We start from the raw sequence: 19842 nt of genomic DNA, 5'->3' as shown, positions 1-19842 counted from the left end.
ACTCGTCAAATACCTGAACATCATACGGATCGGCGTCGCTGTGGTTGCGGACCCGGTCACTGACTGCCCAGCCAACCGGCCAGCTTGCCGCCGTGACCCACAGCCCGCAGCCGTTCCTCCGCGCTGTCGCGCACGGGGTCGGTCGCCACGACAAGCAGTTCGTCGCCGCGGCGGAGCATCGTGGACGGCAAGGGAACGAAGCTCGAACCGTCACGCACCACGAGCATGACGGCCGCGCCCTGCGGCAGCCGCAACTCGTCGACCTCCACGCCGTGCATCCGCGAGCCCTTGGGGATCGCGACGGAGAGCAGGTGTCCTTGGAGGCGCTCCAGGGGCGCGGACTCGATGCCCAGGTCGGCGGCGTCGCCATTGCTGTTGCCCAGGCGCAGCCACCGCGCCACCCAGGGAAGGGTCGGCCCCTGGATGAGCGTGTAGATGATCACGAGGACGAAGACGATGTTGAAGATGCGCCTGCTGTCGTCGACGCCGGCCACCATGGGGATGGTCGCCAGGACGATCGGCACCGCGCCCCGCAGTCCCGCCCAGGACATCAGCGCCTGCTCGCGCCAGGGCACCCGGAACGGCACCAGGCTGACGATCACCGAGGCTGGACGGGCCAGCAGCGTCAGGAATAGACCGATGACGATGGCGGGGACGATGTCATCGCCCAGTTCGTGGGGCGTCACCAGGAGGCCGAGCAGGACGAACAGGCCGATCTGCGCGATCCACCCGAGGCCCTCGGCGAAGCCGCGTGTGGCGGGGCGGTGGGGCAGCTTGGCGTTGCCGAGGATGAGCGAGGCCACGTAGACCGAGAGGAAGCCGGAGCCGTGCGCCATGGCGCCGGCCGCGTACGCGCAGACGGCGATCGCCATGACGGCGATCGGGTACAGACCGGAGGCCGGCAGGGCGACCCGCTTGAGCCCGTAGGCGCCTATCCACCCGACGGCGACACCGATGGCGGCGCCGATCGCCAGCTCCAGCCCGATCTCCCCGATCAGCTGATACCAGTGCTCCACCGGACCGGACGTCGAGAACGCCACCACCAGGATCACCACAGGGGCGTCGTTGAAGCCGGACTCGGCCTCCAGGACGCCGGTCACGCGCCTGGGAAGCGACATGTTGCGCAGCACCGAGAAGACTGCCGCAGCGTCCGTCGAGGACACCACGGCACCGATGATGAGCGCCTGCCGCCATCCGAGTCCCACAGCGAAGTGAGCCGCTGCCGCCGTCACGAGGACGCTCACCAGCAGGCCGACGGTCGCCAGGACCGCGGCCGCTGGCACCACCGGCCTGATCTGGGGCCACTTGGTGCCGAGGCCGCCCTCTGCCAGGATCACCACCAGCGCCGCGTAGCCGAGCACCTGGGTGAGTTGGACATCGTCGAAGGTGAAGCCGAACACCCCGTCCTGTCCGATGATCACACCGATGCCGACGTACACGAGCAGGGTGGGCAGACCGCTGCGGGAAGCGAGCCGTACGGCCACGACGGCGACCAGAAGCACCGAGGCGCCGATCAGCAGGATCTCGTTCAGGTGGTGGACAGTCAGGGGCCCGGTCCTTTCAACTTCGTTGCCTTGGCTAATATTTTACCCTCTCTTGGTATTCGGGCGGCCGGGGCCCGGCCGCCCGGCCTCCGTGTCCGTCGGCCACAGCGCATGCGCCTATGGTTGCCCTTGCACATCGAGCACTTGATCACCCGGTCCGCCCTGCCCCTTGAAGGACAGCGATGCCCGCACGGAAGAAATCCCGCCGCGTACGCCTGATCGTGATCACGTTGGTGCTGCTGCTGGTGGCGGGAGTCGGATATGGGTCGTACTGGAGCATCAGTACCGTGCGCGCCTCCTTCCCGCAGACCACCGGTTCGCTGACGCTTCGCGGCCTGTCCGGGCCGGTCGACGTCAAGCGCGACGCCAATGGCATCCCGCAGATCTACGCCGACACCCCGGAGGACCTCTTCCGTGCCCAGGGCTACGTCCAGGCGCAGGACCGCTTCTACGAGATGGACGTGCGTCGGCACCTGACCGCCGGACGGCTGTCGGAGATGTTCGGCAAGAGCGAGGTCGAGACCGACGCCTTCGTGCGCACCCTCAACTGGCGCGGCGTCGCGCAGAAGGAGTACGCGAAGCTCAGCTCGACGACGCAGAAGTACCTGCAGGCCTACTCCGACGGCGTCAACGCCTACTTGAAGGACCACAGCGGCTCGGCCCTGTCCCTGGAGTACGAGGCCCTCTCGATCAGCAACAACTACAAGCCGCAGCCATGGACACCGGTCGACTCCGTGTCCTGGCTCAAGGCGATGGCTTGGGACTTGCGCGGCAACATGCAGGACGAGATCGACCGCGCGCTCATGACGAGCCGGCTCAGCCAGGCGCAGATCAAGCAGCTGTACCCTGACTACCCCTATGACCGGAACAGTCCGATCATCTCCGGCGGATCGGTCGATCAAAGCACCGGTGATTTCACCGCGGACGGTTCCACCACTCCTCGGGGGCTCAACAGCAGCGTCGACTCCCAGCTCGCGGGTATTTCTCAGATCATCGACCAGATGCCCGCGCTGCTCGGTCCGAACGGCACGGGCATCGGCTCCAACTCGTGGGTCGTCTCCGGCCAGTACACGACGACCGGCAAGCCGCTGCTGGCCAATGACCCGCACCTGGCACCCGAGCTGCCGTCGGTCTGGTACCAGATGGGCCTGCACTGCCGGACGGTGAGCAAATCCTGCCCGTACGACATCAGCGGGTTCACCTTCTCGGGTATGCCCGGTGTGGTCATCGGACACAACCAGGACATCGCCTGGGGCATGACCAACCTCGGCGCCGACGTGACCGACCTGTACCTGGAGAAGGTCACCGCGACCACCTACCTGTACGACGGCAAGCAGAAGCCGTTCATCACACGGCGCGAGACCATCAAGGTGGCCGGCGGTAAGCCCCGTACGATCACCGTACGAGAGACCAACAACGGACCGCTGATCTCCGACCGCGACGACGAGATCCGGACCGTCGGCCAGACCGCGCCCGTCTCCGACCCCCCGGGCGGCGTCAACAGCGGCTACGCCGTCGCTCTGAAGTGGACCGCGCTGACTCCGTCGAAGACCATGGACGCCGTCTTCGAGCTCGATCGGGCCACCGACTTCACGCAGTTCCGCAACGCGGCCAAGGACTTCGCCGTTCCGTCGCAGAACCTGACGTACGCCGACACCAAGGGCAACATCGGCTACCAGGCGCCCGGACAGATCCCGATCAGGCCGAAGGGCGACGACGGCACCTGGCCGGAGCCCGGCTGGGACTCCCGCTACGCGTGGACCGGCCGGTACATCCCGTTTGCCTCGATGCCGTACGTCGAGAACCCGCCGAAGGGCTACATCGTCACGGCCAACCAACCGGTCGTGAACCAGGACGACTACCCCTACCTGCTCACCGACGACTGGGACTACGGCACCCGCAGTCAGCGGATCAACGACCTCATCGCGTCCAAGATCAAGGACGGCGGCAAGATCTCCATGGACGACATGCAGTCCATGCAGAACGACGACAGCAGCGAGATCGCGAAGCTGCTCGTGCCCTACCTGCTGAAGGTCGACATCACCAACGACAAGGGTGACTACGTCCGTGACGCACAAAAGCTGCTCGAAGGATGGGACTACAACCAGGATTCCGACTCGGCGGCTGCCGCGTACTTCAACGCTGTGTGGCGCAACGTCCTGAAGCTGGCGTTCGGCAACAAGCTGCCCAAGGAGCTGCGGCCCAAGGGCCAGTGCCTCAGGGTGCCGCCCGCCGGGCAGACCGGGCCCGTCGACGACCTGACAGGCAAGGCCAAGACCGTCGAGGAGTGCGGTGAGCGCGACGCCGACGAGGCACAGCCCGACGGTGGGGACCGCTGGTTCGAGGTCGTCCGCAACATCCTTCCCGACGAGCACAACCCCTGGTGGACGATGTCGACGACCGCGTTCTTCGGCAGCGACACCAACAAGGCCGACCACAGCACGCGCGACCAGTTGCTCGCACAGGCCATGAAGGATGCCCGCTACGAGCTGACCGCCAAGCTCGGCAAGGACATCAACACCTGGAGCTGGGGACGGCTGCACAAGCTCACTCTGAAGAACCAGACCCTGGGCACCAAGGGGCCGGGCGTCGTCAAATGGCTTCTCAACCGTGGCCCCTATGAGCTCAGCGGCGGCGAGGCCGCCGTGGACGCCAGTGGCTGGAACGCGGCCGGCGGCTACGACGTCGAATGGGTCCCTTCGATGCGGATGATCGTCAACCTCCAGGACTTCGACAAGTCCCGGTGGATCAACCTCACCGGAGAGTCAGGGCATGCCTACAACGCCCACTACACCGACCAGACGGACAAGTGGGCCGCCGGCGAACTGCTGCCCTGGTACTTCAGCGACGAGCGCGTCGACAAGGCGGCCAAGGCGAAGATGGCGCTCACGCCGTAGCCGCGCCGCCGAGGTGGCGGAAGCGGTGGACGGCCCCAGGGGTGACCACCGCGTCGACGAGGTGGTCGTGCGGTTCGCGAGGAACCGTGTCGACCACCTCGTGCGCGTAGAGGAGCACCACGAGCATGGGATGCGCACCCATGGCCGCCAAGCGCTCCAGCACCCTGTCGTACGAGCCGCCCCCGCGCCCCAGGCGTGCACCTGTGGCGTCGACAGCCAACCCTGGCAGCAGGACGGCCTGCGCCTGGGCGACGGCCTCGACACCCAGGCGTACACCTGCGGGCTCCACGAGGCGTCGGGGACCGGGCACAAGGGCGTCGGGGCCCTCGTAGGCGGCCCAGTCCAGATCGTTGTCGGCGCGGAGCACCGGGAGGAGCACGCGGGTGCCCTGCGTGCGCAGAGCGTCGATCAGGTCGCGCGTCCCGGGCTCGCTTCCTGTCGACACATAGGCGGCGACCGTCCCGGCGGTTGCAAGCGGCGGCAGGTCCCGTACTCTCTCTGCCAGCGCTCTGCTCGCCTCCTGCCGTTCACCGGTGGTCAACCCGCGCCTGGCCTCCAGGAGACGAGCTCGCAACTGTGACTTCTGTTCGCGGATGTTCCCGCTCATACCGTGCGCAACCATTCTTTACCAGTCACAATCCATCAGTTCTTCACCTTGCGGACATTCGCGGCCACTAGGGTGCATGCCATGACGAGTTCACGTACACGGGTCTCCAAGGCTGTCATCCCCGCGGCCGGCCTCGGCACCAGGTTCCTGCCGGCGACCAAGGCAACTCCCAAGGAGATGCTGCCGGTGGTGGACAAACCGGCGATCCAGTACGTGGTCGAGGAGGCGGTTTCCGCCGGACTGTCGGATGTCCTGATGATCACCGGGCGCAACAAGCGCCCCTTGGAGGACCACTTCGACCGCAACTACGAACTGGAGGAGGCGCTCACCCGCAAGGGCGACGAGTCACGCCTCGCCAGGGTGCGCGAGTCGAGCGACCTGGCCACGATGCACTATGTGCGCCAGGGCGACCCCAAGGGTCTCGGGCATGCCGTCCTCTGCGCCGAACCGCACGTCGGCGACCAGCCCTTCGCCGTCCTCCTGGGCGACGACCTGATCGACCCGCGCGACCCCCTGCTGTCGCGCATGATCAGCGTCCAGGAGCAGTACGGCGGCAGCGTCGTCGCGCTCATGGAGGTCGACCCCGAGAGCATTCACCTGTACGGGTCGGCGGCGATAGCGCCCACCGCAGATCCCGATGTCGTACGCGTCACCGACCTCGTCGAGAAGCCGACCACCGACAAGGCCCCGTCCTTCTATGCGGTCATCGGACGGTATGTCCTGGACCCGGCAGTTTTCGAGACGCTGAAGAAGACCCAGCCCGGCCGCGGCGGCGAGATCCAGCTCACCGACGCCCTTCGCGAGTTGGCGCTGCGCGACGACGACGGCGGACCGGTGCACGGCGTGGTCTTCACCGGCCGCCGCTACGACACCGGCGACAGGGGTGACTACTTGCGTGCGATTGTCCGACTGGCATGCGAACGTGAAGACCTGGGGCCCGACTTCCGGACCTGGCTGCGTGAGTATGTCGCTGAGGAGATGCAAGAGTGAGTCATGACGCCGACCGCGTGTGGTCCGTCACCGAACATCTGGAAAGCATCCTGGGGCAACTGTCCCCCCTTGAGCCGATCGAGTTGCAACTTCTCGACGCCCAGGGGTGCGTGCTTGTCGGGGACGTCACCGTGCCGACGTCCCTGCCGCCCTTTGCGAACAGCTCGATGGACGGCTACGCGGTCAGGGTCGCCGACGTCAAGGCGGCCACCCCCGAGCACCCCGCCGTCCTAGAGGTGATCGGGGACGTGGCGGCCGGCAGCGGCGAACTCCCCACCGTCCGCCCCGGCCAGGCCGCCCGCATCATGACCGGTGCGCCCCTGCCGCCAGGTGCCGAGGCCGTCGTCCCCGTCGAGTGGACCGACGGCGGCACCGGGCAGGGCCCGGCCGACACCATGGCGGCGTTCTCCACCGACCCGGCCGGCTCCGGCGGCGAGGTGCTTGTGTACCAAGGTGCCGAGGCGGGCCAGTACGTCAGGGCGCCCGGCAGTGACGTCGGCGCCGGGGAACTCGCTCTTTCCGCCGGCACCGTGCTCGGGCCGTCCCAGATCGCGCTCCTGGCCGCCATCGGGTGCCCCACCGTCACAGTACGGCCGCGCCCCCGGGTCGTGGTCGTCTCCACCGGCAGCGAACTCGTGCCGCCCGGCGAGCCCTTGGCCCCAGGACGCATCCACGATTCCAACAGCTTCGCCCTCACCGCCGCCGCTGTGGAAGCCGGGGCGGTTGCCTACCGCGTCGGTGCCGTCCCCGACGAGGTCGAGACACTGCGCGCCGCCATTGAGGACCAGTTCAGTCGCGCGGACGTCATCGTCACCAGCGGGGGAGTGAGCGTCGGGGCGTACGACGTCGTCAAGGAGGCGCTGTCGTCCCTGGGCGAGGCATTCGGGGAGGGTGCGGACGACGCCGGGCACGTGGAGTTCCGCAAGCTCGCGATGCAGCCCGGCAAGCCGCAGGGATTCGGCAGGATCGGCCCCGACCGCATCCCCCTGCTGGCCCTGCCCGGCAACCCGGTGAGCGCCTATGTGTCGTTCGAGCTGTTCGTGCGCCCCGTCATCCGTACGCTCATGGGCGTCGCGCCCGTTCATCGTGATGTCGTACGAGCCGTGTGCACGCAGGCGATCGACAGGTCGCCCGAGGGCAAGCGGCAGTTCCTGCGGGGGCGGTACGACAAGCGTTCCGGTACGGTCACTCCTGTGGGTGGCTCCGCGTCCCACCTGGTGAAAGCCCTGGCCCACGCAGACGCTCTGATCGTCGTACCGGAAGAGGTGACGTCGGTCGCCGCCGGAAGCGACGTCGAGGTGATCTCGCTGGGCTAGCGCCCGGCGCTCCATGTCGCGGACCGGCGCGCCGGGCCCGGGTACGGGCCGGTACGGTGTCTGCCCAACGGACCGCACGGGAGAACGATGAGCAGCGCGCACCAGCACCTCACCCACATCGACGAGGCAGGCGCCGCCCGCATGGTCGACGTCTCCGCCAAGGACGTCACCACTCGCACTGCCCGAGCCACCGGTCGTGTGCTCGTCGCGCCGCGCGTTGTCGAACTCCTCCGCGGCGAGGGCGTGCCCAAGGGCGACGCCCTGGGTGTCGCCCGCGTCGCGGGCATCATGGGCGCCAAGCGCACACCCGACCTCGTCCCCCTATGCCACCCGCTGTCGATCTCCGGAGTGACCGTCGACCTCGAGGTCGCCGACGACGCCGTCGAGATCACCGCCACGGTGCGCACCAACGACCGCACAGGTGTCGAGATGGAGGCGCTCACCGCCGTCGCCGTCGCCGCGCTCACCGTTGTCGACATGGTCAAGGCCGTCGACAAGGGCGCGGTGGTCACCGACGTGCGGGTCGAGGAGAAGACCGGCGGCAAGTCCGGTGACTGGCACCGGCCGTGACCGCGCAACCGCCCCGGGCACTGGCCGTCACCGCCTCCAACCGGGCCGCCGCAGGGGTGTACGAGGACCGGGGCGGGCCCCTGATCGCTGCAGCCCTCGCGGAGCTGGGCTTCGCCGTGGACGGCCCGCGGGTCGTCCCCGACGGGGACCCGGTCGCCAAGGTGCTCAGGGAAGCCGTCGCCGCCGGCTACGACCTCGTGGTGACCACCGGTGGTACCGGCATCTCGCCCACCGACCGCACCCCCGAGGTGACCCGCGCGGTACTCGACTACGAGGTCCCCGGTGTCGCCGAGGCGATCCGCGCCGCCGGTCGCGCAAAAGTACCCACCGCTGCGCTCTCCCGTGGCGTCGCAGGGGTCGCCGGCCGCACCCTGGTGGTGAACCTTCCCGGATCGACCGGAGGCGTGAAGGACGGCTTGGCCGTCCTGGCGCCGATTGTCGTCCACGCCGTCGACCAGATCCGCGGCGGCGATCACCCGAAAGAGCAGTCGGATCATCACTCGGACGATGATCCGCATTCCGATACTGGGAGACCGAGCTGAACGGGTCCTGGCCGGTTGAGCTGGTGGACGGTGACATCACCCTCCGCCCGATCCGGATGCGCGACCAGCGCGCATGGCGCGAGGTCAACCGCCGTAACCGGGAGTGGTTGCGCCCCTGGGAGGCGACCGTGCCGCCCGCCCCTCCCGGACATGTCGCCCAACGCCCCACCTACCGCCAGATGGTGCGTCACCTCAGGCGCGAGGCGAACGCCGGGCGCATGCTGCCGTTCGTTATCGAGTACCAGGGGCGGCTGGCGGGTCAACTGACCGTCGCGGGCATCACCTGGGGCTCCATGTGCTCGGCGCACATCGGCTACTGGGTGGACGAGGCGGTCGCCGGACGCGGGGTGATGCCCACATCCGTCGCCTTGGCCGTCGACCACTGCTTCCGCCGGGTCGGCCTCCACCGGGTGGAGGTGTGCATTCGCCCCGAGAACGCGCCCAGCCGCCGGGTGGCGGAAAAGCTCGGCTTCCGCGAGGAAGGGCTGCGGCCGCGCTATCTGCATATCGACGGGGGATGGCGCGACCACCTCGTATACGCGCTCACCGTGGAGGAAGTACCCGACGGACTCCTGCGCCGCTGGCGGCAGGCGAGGCCCGAGGCGCAGCAGAAATAAAACTATTGTTCGATGGTAAAGGTGATCGCACAAAAATCTGGCCCTATCAGCCAGATCGTGCGACACACCGAGCCGAATTGCCAATGGCGCGACTCGATCACCCCTACCGTGTACGTCGTGAGCAGTAGCGGCCTCATCTACGCAGTCATTGTCGGGGCCTGGGCTGCCTACCTGGTGCCGATGTGGCTCCGTAGGCAGGACGAGCTCAACGAGGTGCGTCCGACGGAACGCTTCAGCACCGCCATCCGGCTCCTGTCCGGACGTGCGGCGATGGAGCGGCGCGTCGCGAAGGCGCGCGGTGAGAGCGTCGACCCCTCAGCCGACGAACCGGACGACGAGACCGACCTCGGGGAGGCGGTGGACGTCCGGGGCCTTGCCGTGCCCGTCACCGAGGTGCGCCGTCCCCCTGCGCGTCCGGCGCCCGCCGCCATTGCGGCGTCCTCACCCCGAAGCAGCCAGCGCGCCAGGGTGCTCGCCCGCCGCCGCCGTACGACGACGCTGCTCTTCCTCGCGTTCACCGCCGGCGCCATTGCGGCGGCAGTAGGCGGCGTCGTCCTGCTCTGGGCGCCTGCCGTTCCCGCCGTCCTGCTCACGCTCTACATCGGGCAGATGCGCCGCCAGGAGCGCAGGCGCTACGAGGTGCGCCTCGACCAGCGCCGCGCGGCAGAGGCCGCTCGGCGCCTGCGTGCGCCCCGTCCCGGAAAGCCCGCCGCCATGGCGGCGAACCATGACGAGCCTGCCGCGCCCCAGGCACCCAGGCCGGCGCTTCCCGCCGGTCCCGCGTCCTCTGCGCGCAGCGCCGACCGGCGTGCTGTGGTCGAGCAGACCGACCACGCCGAGTGGGTGGACCAGCAGCGTGCGCAGCAGACCGCGGGTGACGGCTGGGAGCCTGTACCGGTGCCCCTGCCCACTTATGTGACCGCCCCTGTTGCGCCCCGTACCTCCAACGGCATCGACCTCGGTGCCCCGGACACCTGGAGTTCGGCTCGTTCCGGTACGACGCCAGGGGAGCGCACCCATGGGCGTGAGGCGCGGGAGGAGCAAGCGCCGCGCGACCAGCCTCGCGAACAGCAGCAGCCGACCGCCCGACGCTCGCGCAGCACCCGCACGCCCCTCTTCGACCAGTACGCCGACCCCGACCGCCCCCGCGCCGCAAACGAGTGACCGGGAGGGCTGCCACAGTGGGCGGCGTGCTCCCGTCGACCTGCCGATATCCCGTTCACGACCACCCTCGCCGGGATGCTAGAGTTTCCTTCGTTGCAAGGGCCTGTGGCGCAGTCCGGTAGCGCACCTCGTTCGCATCGAGGGGGTCAGGGGTTCGAATCCCCTCAGGTCCACAACAGAGCATTCTCGAAGCCTGTGCGGGAATGATTCGCGAGATCCCGGTTGACTGTGACAGTCGGCCGGGATTTGCCGTTTCCGACGTGTGCTCGGAGCGGATCGAGGCCGACGAGCCGCTGCTCGGGGTCGGTTCGCCAGTGGTGCGGGCTGTTGCGGCGAGGCGTGGCGCCGGCCGATAGGGCTCAAGCGCTCGAGTGGGATCCCGTACGCCCTGCACCTGTGCGGCAGTTGGTACGCGGTCCCGAGCGTCGGCCAGGACGCTGCGCTGGAAGCCTTGGGCCTCAGCGAGCGCGAGCCGGTGACTCTCCGTGCGGGTGAACTCGTCGTGTCCCTGGCGCCGGGGAGTTGGGGCCGGGCAGTCGGGTGTCCGGCCACTGCGTCGTCGCCCGCACGGTGTGCGGCAGTGAGTACTTGCCACCTGGCCGGAGTGATACCGGTGTGACGGTCGGCTCGTCGCACCGGGATCGCCGATCGACTCCCGACGCAGGTGTTTTGCGCCCGCATGCGGTCCCTGCGAAGGCAATTGCAGTCTCCTGCTCGTCGTCGCCCGAGCTGCCGTCGCGCGATACCTGCGCACGCAGGGTCACTCGTTCGGGTGGCGTGTGGCGTGAGTCACGGTCCGGGCTGCGGAGAAATAAACGCATCGTCGCGAGAGCTTGAGAGTTCAAGATCTTATGAAGGGGGTCGCGATGACGGTTGACTCGAGCGGGGCACTGCCGGCCGCGAGCGTGCGTACGCAGGTGAGCGTTCCGGTCCGCTTCTCGGACGGATGGTCGACGACCGCCGACGTTTTCACGTTCACCGGGCTGGTGGACGGCAAGGAGCACATCGCTCTGGGGCTGGGCGACTACCGTGAGGCGGATGTTCCGTTGGTGCGACCACACTCGGAGTGCCTTACGGGTGACGTCTTCGGCTCCGAGCGATGCGACTGCGGGCCGCAGTTGAGGGAGGCCGTCGAGCGTATCGCTGCCGTCGGCGGCTACCTGCTGTACCTGAGGCAGGAGGGACGCGGCATCGGCCTCTACGCGAAGCTGGACGCCTATGCGCTCCAGGATCAGGGCCTGGACACCTATGAGGCGAACCTCGCGCTCGGCCGCGGCGAGGACGAGCGCGACTACACGGCCGCTGCCCAGATGCTGGCGGCACTCGGCACCAGCAGGGTGCGGCTGCTGACCAACAACCCTGACAAGTCGCTGCAGCTCGGCGCTCTGGGAGTCGAGGTCGCCGAGCAGGTGCCGACCGGCGTGCACGTGTCGGACTCCAACGTCCGCTACCTGCGGGCGAAGGTAGAGCACACCGGGCACAGCCTGGCGCTGCCCGCCTGATGGACGGCTGTACGGCAGCTGTGAGGGGCGGCAAGCGGAACGTGATGGGGCCCACGATCGAAACGGTGGCGTTTCGATCGTGGGCCGTTTACTCTCTAGGTGTACGGCATCGTTTCGACACAGTCATACAGATGGCCCAGCGCAGCGCCCTGACGATCGGGCGCGATCGGGCCGGTAGGCCAGGAGGGATCAGGACATGTCGCCGGAGACGAGCAGCACCGTGCGGCGCACCCGTCTGACCCCGGAGCGTGAGCAGGAGCTGTACGAGGCAGTGGTCGACCTCCTGCGTGAGGTGGGCTACGAGGCGCTGACCATGGACGCCGTCGCCGCGCGTACGCGTTCCAGCAAGGCGACCCTCTACCGCCAGTGGAAGGGCAAGCCGGAACTCGTCGCGACCTCACTGCGGCAGTGCAAGCCGGTGTCCGTGTCGGACATCGACACCGGCTCGCTCATCGGCGACCTCCACGAACTCGTGCGGCTGCACGACGAGGCCGAAATCAAGCGCGACCAGGAGCTGATGCGCGGGCTGTCGCACGCGGCATTCCAGAACGAGGACCTCTTCCGGGCGCTGCGCGAACTGCTCATCGAACCGGAGCTCGCCAACTTCGCCGAACTCGTCCAGCGCGCCGTGGACCGCGGCGAGTTGGCCCCGGACTGCCCCGCGCGCGACTTCGTCCCCCACATGCTCTTCGGCGGCGCGCTGACCCGCCCGATCATCGAAGGCGTCGATCCCGATCCGGAGTACACGCACCGGTACATCGACGCCGTTGTCGTGCCTGCGCTCGGGCTGTCGTAGCAGACGTCCGATCATCTGCTCGGCGGTGGCCGGCGCCGCGGGGTGCGGGGTCAGATCAGCGTCTGCTGGCCCGTGCCGCGTTCGAAGTCGAGCAGCCACTGCTTCCTGGCCAGGCCGCCGCCGTATCCGGTGAGGCTGCCGTCGGCGCCGATGACGCGGTGGCAGGGGACGATGACGCTGATCGGGTTCCTGCCGTTGGCCAAACCGACAGCGCGTGAGGCGGTGGGCCGGCCCATGGCCTCGGCGAGTTCGCCGTAGGTGACGGTCTTGCCGTAGGGGATGTGCCGGAGGGCGTCCCATACCTGCAGCTGGAACGGTGTGCCCTGGGGGCGCAGCTCGACGTCGAAGGTGGTGCGCTCGCCGGCGAAGTAGGCGGTCAGTTCCTCGATCGCCTGGTCGAACAGGGGGAGGTCGGAGCGTGGGCCGAAGGACTCCTCGGGTGGGCGGTGCCGCTGGCCGGTCATATAGACGCCGGCGAGACAGCCGTCCCTGGCGACCAGGGTGAGTAGGCCGCAAGGGCTGTCCATCGTCGTGTGGACGGTGTCGACCGTCGTCGGGTGGGGGTTCATCGTGTGGTGGTGCCTTCCGCGGGTGACATGCGTTCCGTATGGGCGGTCCGTCGGGTGGGGTGGTCGCTGGGGAGTGTGTTGATCGGATGATCACCTGTCGCCCATAGGTACTGGGTCGCGTAGGCGCGCCATGGCTGCCAGGCGGCGGCGTGGCGGGTGAGGGCGGCAGGGGTGGCCGGCAGGTCCAGGGCCCGCGCTGCGTTCCTGACGCCCAAGTCGGTGGGCAGGAAAGCGTCCGGGTCCCCGAGCGCGCGCATCGCGATGGCCTCCACGGTCCAGGGGCCGAAGCCCGGAAGGGCCGCCAGACGGGCGCGGGCCCGCTGCCAGTCGCTGCCCACGTCCAGGTCCAGGCTGCCGTCCAGCAGGGCGTCCAGGAGCCCCGCCAGGGTGTTCCTGCGGGTCTGCGGCATCGCCAGTGCGGACGGGTCGTGAGCGGCGAGCTGCTCCGGCGACGGGAACAGGTGGGTGAGGCCGCCGTCCGGGTCGCTCACCGGCTCCCCGTGGGCGGCGACCAGGCGGCCGGCGTGGGTGCGGGCGGCAGCCGTGGAGATCTGCTGCCCCAGGACGGCGCGGACGGCGAACTCAGGGCCGTCGGCGACGCGCGGTACCCGTCGCCCAGGCGCCTTGGCCACCAAGGGCGCGAGCCGGGAGTCGGCCGACAGAAGGGCGTCCACCGCCTGCGGGTCCGCGTCGAGGTCGAGCATGCGGCGGCAGCGGCTGATCGCCTGCCCGAGGTCGCGCCAGTCGGCCAGCCGCAGCCGGCAACCGATGTGCTCGGGTTCGGGCCGCAGCTCGACGATTCCGGGGCCGTGCGGCAGCCGCAGCGTGCGGCGGAAGGCGCCGCCCCGCCACTCCTCGACGCCGGGCACCGCGGTGGCGGCCAGGTGGCCGAAGAGGTTGTCCGGGGTGAGGGGGCGGCGGAAGGGAAGCCGCAGGCTCAGTACGCCCGCGGCGGCGCTCGGACGGCCCTTGGCGACCCTGGAGCGCAACTCGCCCGGCGCCAGGGCGAAGACCTCGCGCACCGTGTCGTTGAAGGCGCGGATGCTGGAGAAGCCCGCAGCGAAGGCGACCTCGCCCATCGGCATGGTCGTGGTCTCGATGAGCAGGCGGGCAGTCTGGGCGCGTTGGGCGCGGGCCAGCGCCAAGGGGCCCGCGCCGAGTTCGGCGAGCAGCTGGCGCTCCACCTGGCGCGCGCTGTAGCCGAGCCTGGCGGCGAGTCCCGGCACGCCCTCGCGGTCGACGACGCCGTCGCCGATCAGCCGCATGGCGCGTGCGACGAGGTCGGCGCGCTCGTTCCACTGCGGCGATCCGGGGCTCGCGTCCGGGCGGCAGCGTTTGCACGCGCGGTACCCGGCCTGCTGGGCGGCCGCCGCGCTCGGGTAGAAGACCATGTTCTCGGGTCTGGGCGGCACGACCGGGCAGCTCGGCCTGCAGTAGATGCGGGTGGTCAGCACCGCGGTGAAGAACCAGCCGTCGAAACGGGCGTCCTTGGACTGCACGGCGCGCACACAGGCGTCGAAATCCGTTTGCACCCCACCAGCATCGCCGGTCGTCAGGGTGCCGGTCTGGCGAGAATCCGACATCGAGGTCGGCGCCCCCGGCGGCGGCCCAGGGAAGGGCCCGCCGCCAGGGAGGCTAGTCCGTCACCTTGCTGTCGGGCTCGTACCTCAGGTCCTCGTACTCGGGGTGCTTGGTGATCCAGCCGTCGATGAACGGGCAGATCGCCAGGACGCGCAGGCCCGAAGCGCGGGCCTCGTCCAGGACACCGCGGGCGAGCGCCGAGCCGACACCGCGCCCCTCGTAGGCCGGCTCCACCTCGGTGTGCACCAGGGCGATCAGCTCCGGAGCCCTGAGGTAGGCGACGAAACCCGCGAGGTCGGTGCCGGACCTGGCCTTGTACCGGTGGGCGTCCGGGGCGTCGGTGACGACGATGTCGCCCGCAGCGGTCACGAGCGGTATCCCTCGACGGTGGAGGAGGGGCGTACGCGGGCGCCGCCGGGGTCCTCGCCCGCTTCGGACAGGGCCCTGCGCTGACGCAACAGGTCCCAGCACTGGTCCAGTTCGCGTTCGAGCGCCGCCAGGCGGTCGCGTTCGCTGCCACCGTCGCCCGCCCCCGAGGCGAGCAGGTCGCGCAACGTCTTCTCGTCGGCGACCATCTTGCTGATCCGCCCGAGGATTGCGTGCTCGGCGTCGGCGTCATGGGGTTGCTGCACGGGGCACCTCCTGATCGTTCCTGCGTATCCACTCTCTCAGGTCGCGGGGTGTGATGCGCGCGGGATCCGCGCTTTGACGCTCACGCCTGCGCCGGGGGTTCGTCGCGCGCCTCCATGGGCGCGTGAGGCGCGTCCTCGGCCGCGGTGCCCTGGCTGCCGGCCCGCTCGCGCATCCAGGCATCGACCTCCGCACGCATCCTGCGGTCCATCGCAAGCGACATCTCGGCGTCCACGATGTTCTTCGTCAGCGGCCGCAGCCGCTGCAGCAACTCGGCGGCGCGGTGCGCCTCACCGGGCGGCATGTCCGCAAGGGAGCCCAGCACGTGGGTCTTGATCACCTGGGTGAACAGGTCGGCGATGGCGTCGACGTGGACGCGCACCTCGCGGCCCGCGGCCAGGACGGCGGCCAGGGGGACGCCCTCACGCACCAGGGCGGCGGAGGCGTCCAGGAGGCGGCGGCTGATGTGGACGACCTGCTCGCCGTCGACGGCGATGTAGCCGATCTCCAGGGATGCCGTCAGGTTCTCGGGGCTGACGTCCTCGCCGAAGTAATCGGCGAGCTCCTGGGGGGTGAGCCTTACCGGTGTCTCCTGCGACCAGGGGCCGCCGAGAGCGCCCTCCAGACCGAGCAGCCCCGCGACGCCGTCAAGGGTGCGGCCCTGCTCCCAGGCGGCGATCAGGTCGGCTATGCCACCCAGGGTGTGGCCGCGCTCCAGAAGCGCCGCAATGGTGCGCAGGCGCGCCAGATGGTCCTCGGAGTACCAGGCGATGCGCCCCTGGCGGCGGGGCGGCGGAAGGAGGCGGCGCTCGCGGTAGAAGCGCAGGGTCCGGACGGGGATGCCGGCGGCCTTCGCCAGTTCCTCGACGCGGTACTCGCGCCCGGGGCTGCCGTTGTCGTCCACAACGCCAGCCTATGGGGTGGCAGAACCGTTCTTCCCGCCCGCCGCTCGTGCTGCCTCGCCACCATGGTCGCCAGGGGACGCAGCCGACCTCCCGCGGGGAATCTCCGTACCGACCCCTACCCGAGGTAACCCCTCGTGTCCTACAGTCCGATTGTGCCAGTGATTGCTGGCGTGATTGATCGGCGAACGGAGGGCGGTGCCATGGACGACGGTGTCGAACACGTGCGGGTCGCGGTCATCGGGTCCGGATTCGGCGGCCTGGGAGCCGCGGTGCGGCTGCGGCGGGAGGGGATCACCGACTTCGTGGTCCTCGAGCGCGCCCAGGCCGTCGGCGGCACCTGGCGCGACAACAGCTACCCGGGGTGCGCCTGCGACGTGCCCTCGCACCTGTACTCGTTCTCCTTTGCGCCCAACCCGGACTGGCCGCGCGCCTTCTCCGGTCAGCAGCACATCCGCGCCTACCTCGAGCGGGCGACCGACACCTTCGGGCTCCGACCGCATCTGCGCTTCGGGGCCGAGGTGCGGCAGGCACGCTGGGACGCCGGCGCACGCCGCTGGCACCTGAGCACCGCCGCCGGCGAACTCACCGCCGATGTCGTGGTCTCCGCCACCGGCCCGCTGTCCGACCCGAAGATCCCCGAGATCCCCGGTATCGAGGACTTCCCCGGGCGCGTCTTCCACTCCTCGCGTTGGGACCACGACTACGACCTGCGGGGCAAGCGCGTCGCCATGGTCGGTACGGGCGCCTCGGCGATCCAGATCGTGCCCTCCATCCAGCCGGTCGTGGAGCAGCTGACCGTCATCCAGCGCACGCCGCCCTGGGTGATGCCCCGGGTGGACCGGCCGATCGGCGCCGCCGAGCGGTGGCTGCACGCCGTGGTGCCGGCGACGGCCAAGGCACGGCGCGGACTGCTGTGGCTGATCAGGGAGTTCCAGGTCGGCGCCTTCGTCAAGCGGCCGAAGCTGATGGAAGCGGCCGAACGCATCGCCAGGGCGCACCTGAACCGGTCGGTGAAGGACCCGCAGTTGCGCGCACGGCTCACACCGGACTACACGATCGGCTGCAAGCGCATCCTGCTGTCGAACACCTACTATCCGGCGCTGGTCCAGCCCAACACCGAAGTGGTCGCTTCCGCGCTCACCCAGGTGCGCGGCTCGACCGTGGTGACCGCCGACGGGACCCGGCGCGAGGTCGACGCGATCATCTTCGGAACCGGCTTCCACGTCACCGACATGCCGATAGGCGACCGGGTGATCGGCGCGGACGGCCGCACCCTCAGCGAGCACTGGAAGGACGGCATGGCCGCGCTGCGCGGCTGCACGGTGGACGGATTTCCCAATCTTCTGTTTATCATCGGACCCAACACGGGCCTGGGAAACAGCTCGATGATCCTGATGATCGAATCATCGCTCAACTACGTCGCCGACTACCTGCGCACCCTGGCGCGCACCGGGGCCGCCGCCCTGGATGCCAGGCCCGACGCGGTCGCCACCTGGAACCGCGAGGTGCAGAGCCGCGCCGCCCGCACTGTGTGGAATACCGGCGGCTGCCAGAGCTGGTACCTGGACGCCAACGGCCGCAACACCACCGCCTGGCCCGGCACCACCGCGGAGTTCCGGCGGGCCACGCGGCGGATCGAGCTCTCGGAGTACGACCTGATCCCGCCGCCGGGCGAGGACGAGGGCGCCGAGCACGCGGCGGCGGCGACGGGAGCGGCGTCGTGAGCGCGCCGTACGGGAAGGTCGCCCCGCGCCTGGTCCGCACCGCGGTCTCCGCCGACGGGACGCGGCTGCACGTCGAGGAGTACGGTCCGGCCGACGGACCGGCGGTCGTCCTGTCGCACGGGTGGACGTGCTCGACACTGTTCTGGGCCCCGGTGGTACGCCAACTCTCCGCCGATCATCGGCTGATCGCATACGACCAGCGCGGTCACGGCCGCAGCGCACCGCCCGCCACCCGTGCGGGTTACTGCACCGACGCGCTGGCCGATGATCTGCAAGCCGTACTGGAGGCGACCGTCCCCGACGGCGAGCGCGCGGTGCTGGTCGGACATTCCATGGGCGGTATGACGGTCATGGCGGCCTCCGGGCGGGAGCCGGTGCGCGCCCGTACGGCCGCGGCGCTGCTGGCGAGCACCGGCAGCGGGCGGCTGCTGGGCGCCACCGAGGTACTGCCGCCGCGGATCTCCGCCAAGCGGCTGCGCAGGGCCGTACACCGCGCCCTGCTGGTCTCGCGGATGCCGCTCGGCCCGGTAACACCTCTGTCGAGGGCCGCGCTCAAATACGGGGTGCTCGCGGCCGGTTCCACGCCCGAGCAGGTGGACTTCGCCGCGCGGATCATCCACGCCTGCCGGCCGCGGCATCGTGCGGCCTGGGGCCGGATGCTGACGGTGCTCGACCTGGACGCCGAACTGGCCGCACTGCGCGCGCCCACGGCGGTCCTGGTCGGCACCGCGGACAAGCTGACACCCAGGGTGCACGCCCGCGGCATGGCGGCGGCGCTGCCCAACTGCGTCGGGCTGACCGAGCTGCCGGGCCTCGGCCACATGACGCCCATCGAGGGCGCGCCCGCGGTCGCGGCCGCGATCCGCACCCTGGTCGCCGAATACCTTGAGGCCGGCACCAAGGAGCCTGCCGGTACGACAAGCGGGCCGGAGACGGCCACCGTCGAGGAGAAGAGCGCATGAGCGGATCATCGTTGGACGGGCAGGTCGCGGTCGTCACCGGTGCGGCCAGGGGCGTCGGCGCGCTGCTGGCCCGCAAACTCGCCGCGCGAGGTGCACGGGTGGCGTTGGTGGGCCTGGAACCGGGCGAGTTGGCGCAGGTCGCCGACTCCATCGGCAAGGCGGCGGCCTGGTGGAGCGCCGACGTCACCGACCGGGCGGGGATGGCGCAGGTCGCAGCGGAGGTGGCGGACCGCTTCGGGCGGATCGATGTGGCGGTCGCCAACGCCGGTGTGGCGACCGGCGGTCCGTTCCTCGACTCCGACCCCGATGCCTTCGACCGGGTGATCCACGTCAATCTGCTGGGCAGTGTGGCGACCGCGCGGGCGTTCCTGCCCGCCCTGGTGGCCTCGTGCGGCTATTACCTGCAGATCGCCTCCCTGGCGGCGATCACCCCGGCGCCCTTGATGGCCGCCTACTGCGCGAGCAAGTCGGGCGCGGAGGCGTTCGCGCACAGCCTGCGCGCGGAGTTCGGGCACAAGGGTGTCGGGATCGGCGTGGGGTACCTCAGCTGGACCGACACCGACATGGTGCGCGGCGCCGACGAGGACGAGGCGCTGCGGCAGTTGCGCGGCCGGCTGCCGTGGCCGGCCAACCGCACCTACCCGCTGGAGCCGGCCGTGGAGCGGATCGCCGCGGGGATCGTCCGGCGATCACCCCATGTGTACGCACAGTGGTGGCTGCGCGGGATGCAGCCGGTGCGCGGCATGCTGCCCTCGCTCATCGGCGGCGCGCTCGGCAGGCGCGAAATGCGGCGTGCGGAACCGGCGCTGGCGCGCGGAGCGGGTACGCGGCGAGGGCTGGTCGGCCGCGGCGGCGCCGCCGACGAGTCGTCACGGGCCCACTCTTCGTAACTCTCCGTATCTGTAATCACTTGCTGACCTGGGGTT

The 19842-nt window shown here is 69.9% G+C and carries 19 protein-coding genes and 1 tRNA gene; 13 read left to right on the top strand and 7 right to left on the bottom strand.

All coding sequences use genetic code 11. From position 1 onward, the window contains the following. Window positions 1-56 precede the first annotated feature (56 nt). Window positions 57-1583, bottom strand: coding sequence for a potassium/proton antiporter (locus BLR33_RS14940; RefSeq protein ID WP_093784944.1), 1527 nt, complete (start codon window positions 1581-1583; stop codon window positions 57-59). A 143-nt stretch (window positions 1584-1726) separates the two neighbouring features. Between BLR33_RS14940 and BLR33_RS14935 the strand changes: the two genes are divergently transcribed. Next, on the top strand, window positions 1727-4441 hold the full coding sequence (locus BLR33_RS14935) for a penicillin acylase family protein (protein WP_093784943.1): 2715 nt from the start codon (window positions 1727-1729) through the stop codon (window positions 4439-4441). Here BLR33_RS14935 and BLR33_RS14930 read toward each other — a convergent pair. After that, window positions 4431-5048: a 5-formyltetrahydrofolate cyclo-ligase gene (locus BLR33_RS14930; RefSeq protein WP_093784942.1), complete on the bottom strand. Its 618-nt coding sequence runs from the start codon at window positions 5046-5048 to the stop codon at window positions 4431-4433. The genes BLR33_RS14935 and BLR33_RS14930 overlap by 11 nt on opposite strands. Window positions 5049-5129: 81 nt before the next feature. On the opposite strand from BLR33_RS14930, the gene galU reads away from it, so the two are divergent. The 9 genes from galU (at window position 5130) to BLR33_RS14885 (ending at window position 12545) form a co-directional block, all read left to right on the top strand. After that, window positions 5130-6038, top strand: a complete 909-nt coding sequence (galU, locus tag BLR33_RS14925) for a UTP--glucose-1-phosphate uridylyltransferase GalU (protein ID WP_093784941.1) — start codon at window positions 5130-5132, stop codon at window positions 6036-6038. Next, window positions 6035-7354 (top strand): molybdotransferase-like divisome protein Glp, encoded by a 1320-nt coding sequence (gene glp / locus BLR33_RS14920; protein ID WP_093784940.1) that lies wholly within the window; start codon window positions 6035-6037, stop codon window positions 7352-7354. Before galU ends, glp begins: the two co-directional genes overlap by 4 nt. Before the next feature lie 87 nt (window positions 7355-7441). Then, window positions 7442-7924 carry a cyclic pyranopterin monophosphate synthase MoaC gene (gene moaC, locus BLR33_RS14915; protein WP_093784939.1) on the top strand — a complete coding sequence of 161 codons (483 nt, stop codon included), beginning with the start codon at window positions 7442-7444 and terminating at the stop codon, window positions 7922-7924. Then, a complete protein-coding gene (locus tag BLR33_RS14910; RefSeq protein WP_093784938.1) occupies window positions 7921-8466 on the top strand; it encodes a MogA/MoaB family molybdenum cofactor biosynthesis protein in 546 nt (181 codons plus the stop codon). The genes moaC and BLR33_RS14910 overlap by 4 nt, the downstream gene beginning before the upstream one ends. Continuing rightward, window positions 8463-9083, top strand: coding sequence for a GNAT family N-acetyltransferase (locus tag BLR33_RS14905; protein ID WP_093784937.1), 621 nt, complete (start codon window positions 8463-8465; stop codon window positions 9081-9083). Before BLR33_RS14910 ends, BLR33_RS14905 begins: the two co-directional genes overlap by 4 nt. A 117-nt stretch (window positions 9084-9200) precedes the next feature. Continuing rightward, window positions 9201-10247, top strand: a complete 1047-nt coding sequence (gene sepX, locus BLR33_RS14900) for a divisome protein SepX/GlpR (RefSeq protein WP_093785186.1) — start codon at window positions 9201-9203, stop codon at window positions 10245-10247. A gap of 99 nt (window positions 10248-10346) precedes the next feature. Continuing rightward, window positions 10347-10420: transfer RNA gene (locus tag BLR33_RS14895), tRNA-Ala, on the top strand. A gap of 693 nt (window positions 10421-11113) precedes the next feature. Next, window positions 11114-11749 (top strand): GTP cyclohydrolase II, encoded by a 636-nt coding sequence (locus tag BLR33_RS14890; protein WP_218136656.1) that lies wholly within the window; start codon window positions 11114-11116, stop codon window positions 11747-11749. A 220-nt stretch (window positions 11750-11969) separates the two neighbouring features. Continuing rightward, entirely contained in the window at window positions 11970-12545 is a 576-nt protein-coding gene (locus BLR33_RS14885) for a TetR/AcrR family transcriptional regulator (protein ID WP_176930285.1), read from the top strand. Between the two features lie 50 nt (window positions 12546-12595). Here the strand turns inward: BLR33_RS14885 and BLR33_RS14880 are convergent, their stop codons facing one another. From BLR33_RS14880 to BLR33_RS14860, 5 genes are all read right to left on the bottom strand, one after another. Continuing rightward, on the bottom strand, window positions 12596-13114 hold the full coding sequence (locus BLR33_RS14880; RefSeq protein WP_093784934.1) for a methylated-DNA--[protein]-cysteine S-methyltransferase: 519 nt from the start codon (window positions 13112-13114) through the stop codon (window positions 12596-12598). Continuing rightward, the gene (locus BLR33_RS14875; RefSeq protein ID WP_407639678.1) at window positions 13111-14697 is read right to left on the bottom strand and encodes an AlkA N-terminal domain-containing protein; all 1587 of its coding nucleotides are present in this window, start codon (window positions 14695-14697) and stop codon (window positions 13111-13113) included. The genes BLR33_RS14880 and BLR33_RS14875 overlap by 4 nt, the downstream gene beginning before the upstream one ends. Window positions 14698-14749: 52 nt before the next feature. Next, window positions 14750-15064 carry a GNAT family N-acetyltransferase gene (locus BLR33_RS14870; RefSeq protein WP_407639677.1) on the bottom strand — a complete coding sequence of 105 codons (315 nt, stop codon included), beginning with the start codon at window positions 15062-15064 and terminating at the stop codon, window positions 14750-14752. Further along, entirely contained in the window at window positions 15061-15327 is a 267-nt protein-coding gene (locus tag BLR33_RS14865; protein WP_407639676.1) for a DUF2630 family protein, read from the bottom strand. The genes BLR33_RS14870 and BLR33_RS14865 overlap by 4 nt, the downstream gene beginning before the upstream one ends. A gap of 80 nt (window positions 15328-15407) precedes the next feature. Then, on the bottom strand, window positions 15408-16229 hold the full coding sequence (locus tag BLR33_RS14860; RefSeq protein WP_093784932.1) for a MerR family transcriptional regulator: 822 nt from the start codon (window positions 16227-16229) through the stop codon (window positions 15408-15410). 201 nt (window positions 16230-16430) lie between these two features. On the opposite strand from BLR33_RS14860, the gene BLR33_RS14855 reads away from it, so the two are divergent. Genes BLR33_RS14855 through BLR33_RS14845 form a run of 3 tightly spaced genes read left to right on the top strand, consistent with a single transcriptional unit; the run spans window position 16431 to window position 19806 of the window. Continuing rightward, entirely contained in the window at window positions 16431-17954 is a 1524-nt protein-coding gene (locus tag BLR33_RS14855) for a flavin-containing monooxygenase (protein WP_093784931.1), read from the top strand. Continuing rightward, window positions 17951-18916, top strand: coding sequence for an alpha/beta fold hydrolase (locus tag BLR33_RS14850; RefSeq protein ID WP_093784930.1), 966 nt, complete (start codon window positions 17951-17953; stop codon window positions 18914-18916). The genes BLR33_RS14855 and BLR33_RS14850 overlap by 4 nt, the downstream gene beginning before the upstream one ends. Next, a complete protein-coding gene (locus BLR33_RS14845; RefSeq protein WP_093784929.1) occupies window positions 18913-19806 on the top strand; it encodes an SDR family oxidoreductase in 894 nt (297 codons plus the stop codon). Before BLR33_RS14850 ends, BLR33_RS14845 begins: the two co-directional genes overlap by 4 nt. The last annotated feature ends 36 nt before the right edge of the window (window positions 19807-19842 follow it).

The sequence above is a fragment of the Actinacidiphila guanduensis genome, assembly GCF_900103985.1.
Taxonomy (GTDB): domain Bacteria; phylum Actinomycetota; class Actinomycetes; order Streptomycetales; family Streptomycetaceae; genus Actinacidiphila; species Actinacidiphila guanduensis.
This window is presented reverse-complemented; position numbering and strand designations above follow the sequence as displayed.

Coding starts and splice junctions, on each gene's coding strand:
- BLR33_RS14935 (WP_093784943.1), top strand. CDS start 1,727: ATGCCCGCACGGAAGAAATCCCGCCGCGTACGCCTGATCGTGATCACG.
- BLR33_RS14930 (WP_093784942.1), bottom strand. CDS start 5,048: ATGAGCGGGAACATCCGCGAACAGAAGTCACAGTTGCGAGCTCGTCTC.
- galU (WP_093784941.1), top strand. CDS start 5,130: ATGACGAGTTCACGTACACGGGTCTCCAAGGCTGTCATCCCCGCGGCC.
- moaC (WP_093784939.1), top strand. CDS start 7,442: ATGAGCAGCGCGCACCAGCACCTCACCCACATCGACGAGGCAGGCGCC.
- BLR33_RS14890 (WP_218136656.1), top strand. CDS start 11,114: ATGACGGTTGACTCGAGCGGGGCACTGCCGGCCGCGAGCGTGCGTACG.
- BLR33_RS14880 (WP_093784934.1), bottom strand. CDS start 13,114: ATGAACCCCCACCCGACGACGGTCGACACCGTCCACACGACGATGGAC.
- BLR33_RS14875 (WP_407639678.1), bottom strand. CDS start 14,697: ATGTCGGATTCTCGCCAGACCGGCACCCTGACGACCGGCGATGCTGGT.
- BLR33_RS14855 (WP_093784931.1), top strand. CDS start 16,431: ATGGACGACGGTGTCGAACACGTGCGGGTCGCGGTCATCGGGTCCGGA.
- BLR33_RS14845 (WP_093784929.1), top strand. CDS start 18,913: ATGAGCGGATCATCGTTGGACGGGCAGGTCGCGGTCGTCACCGGTGCG.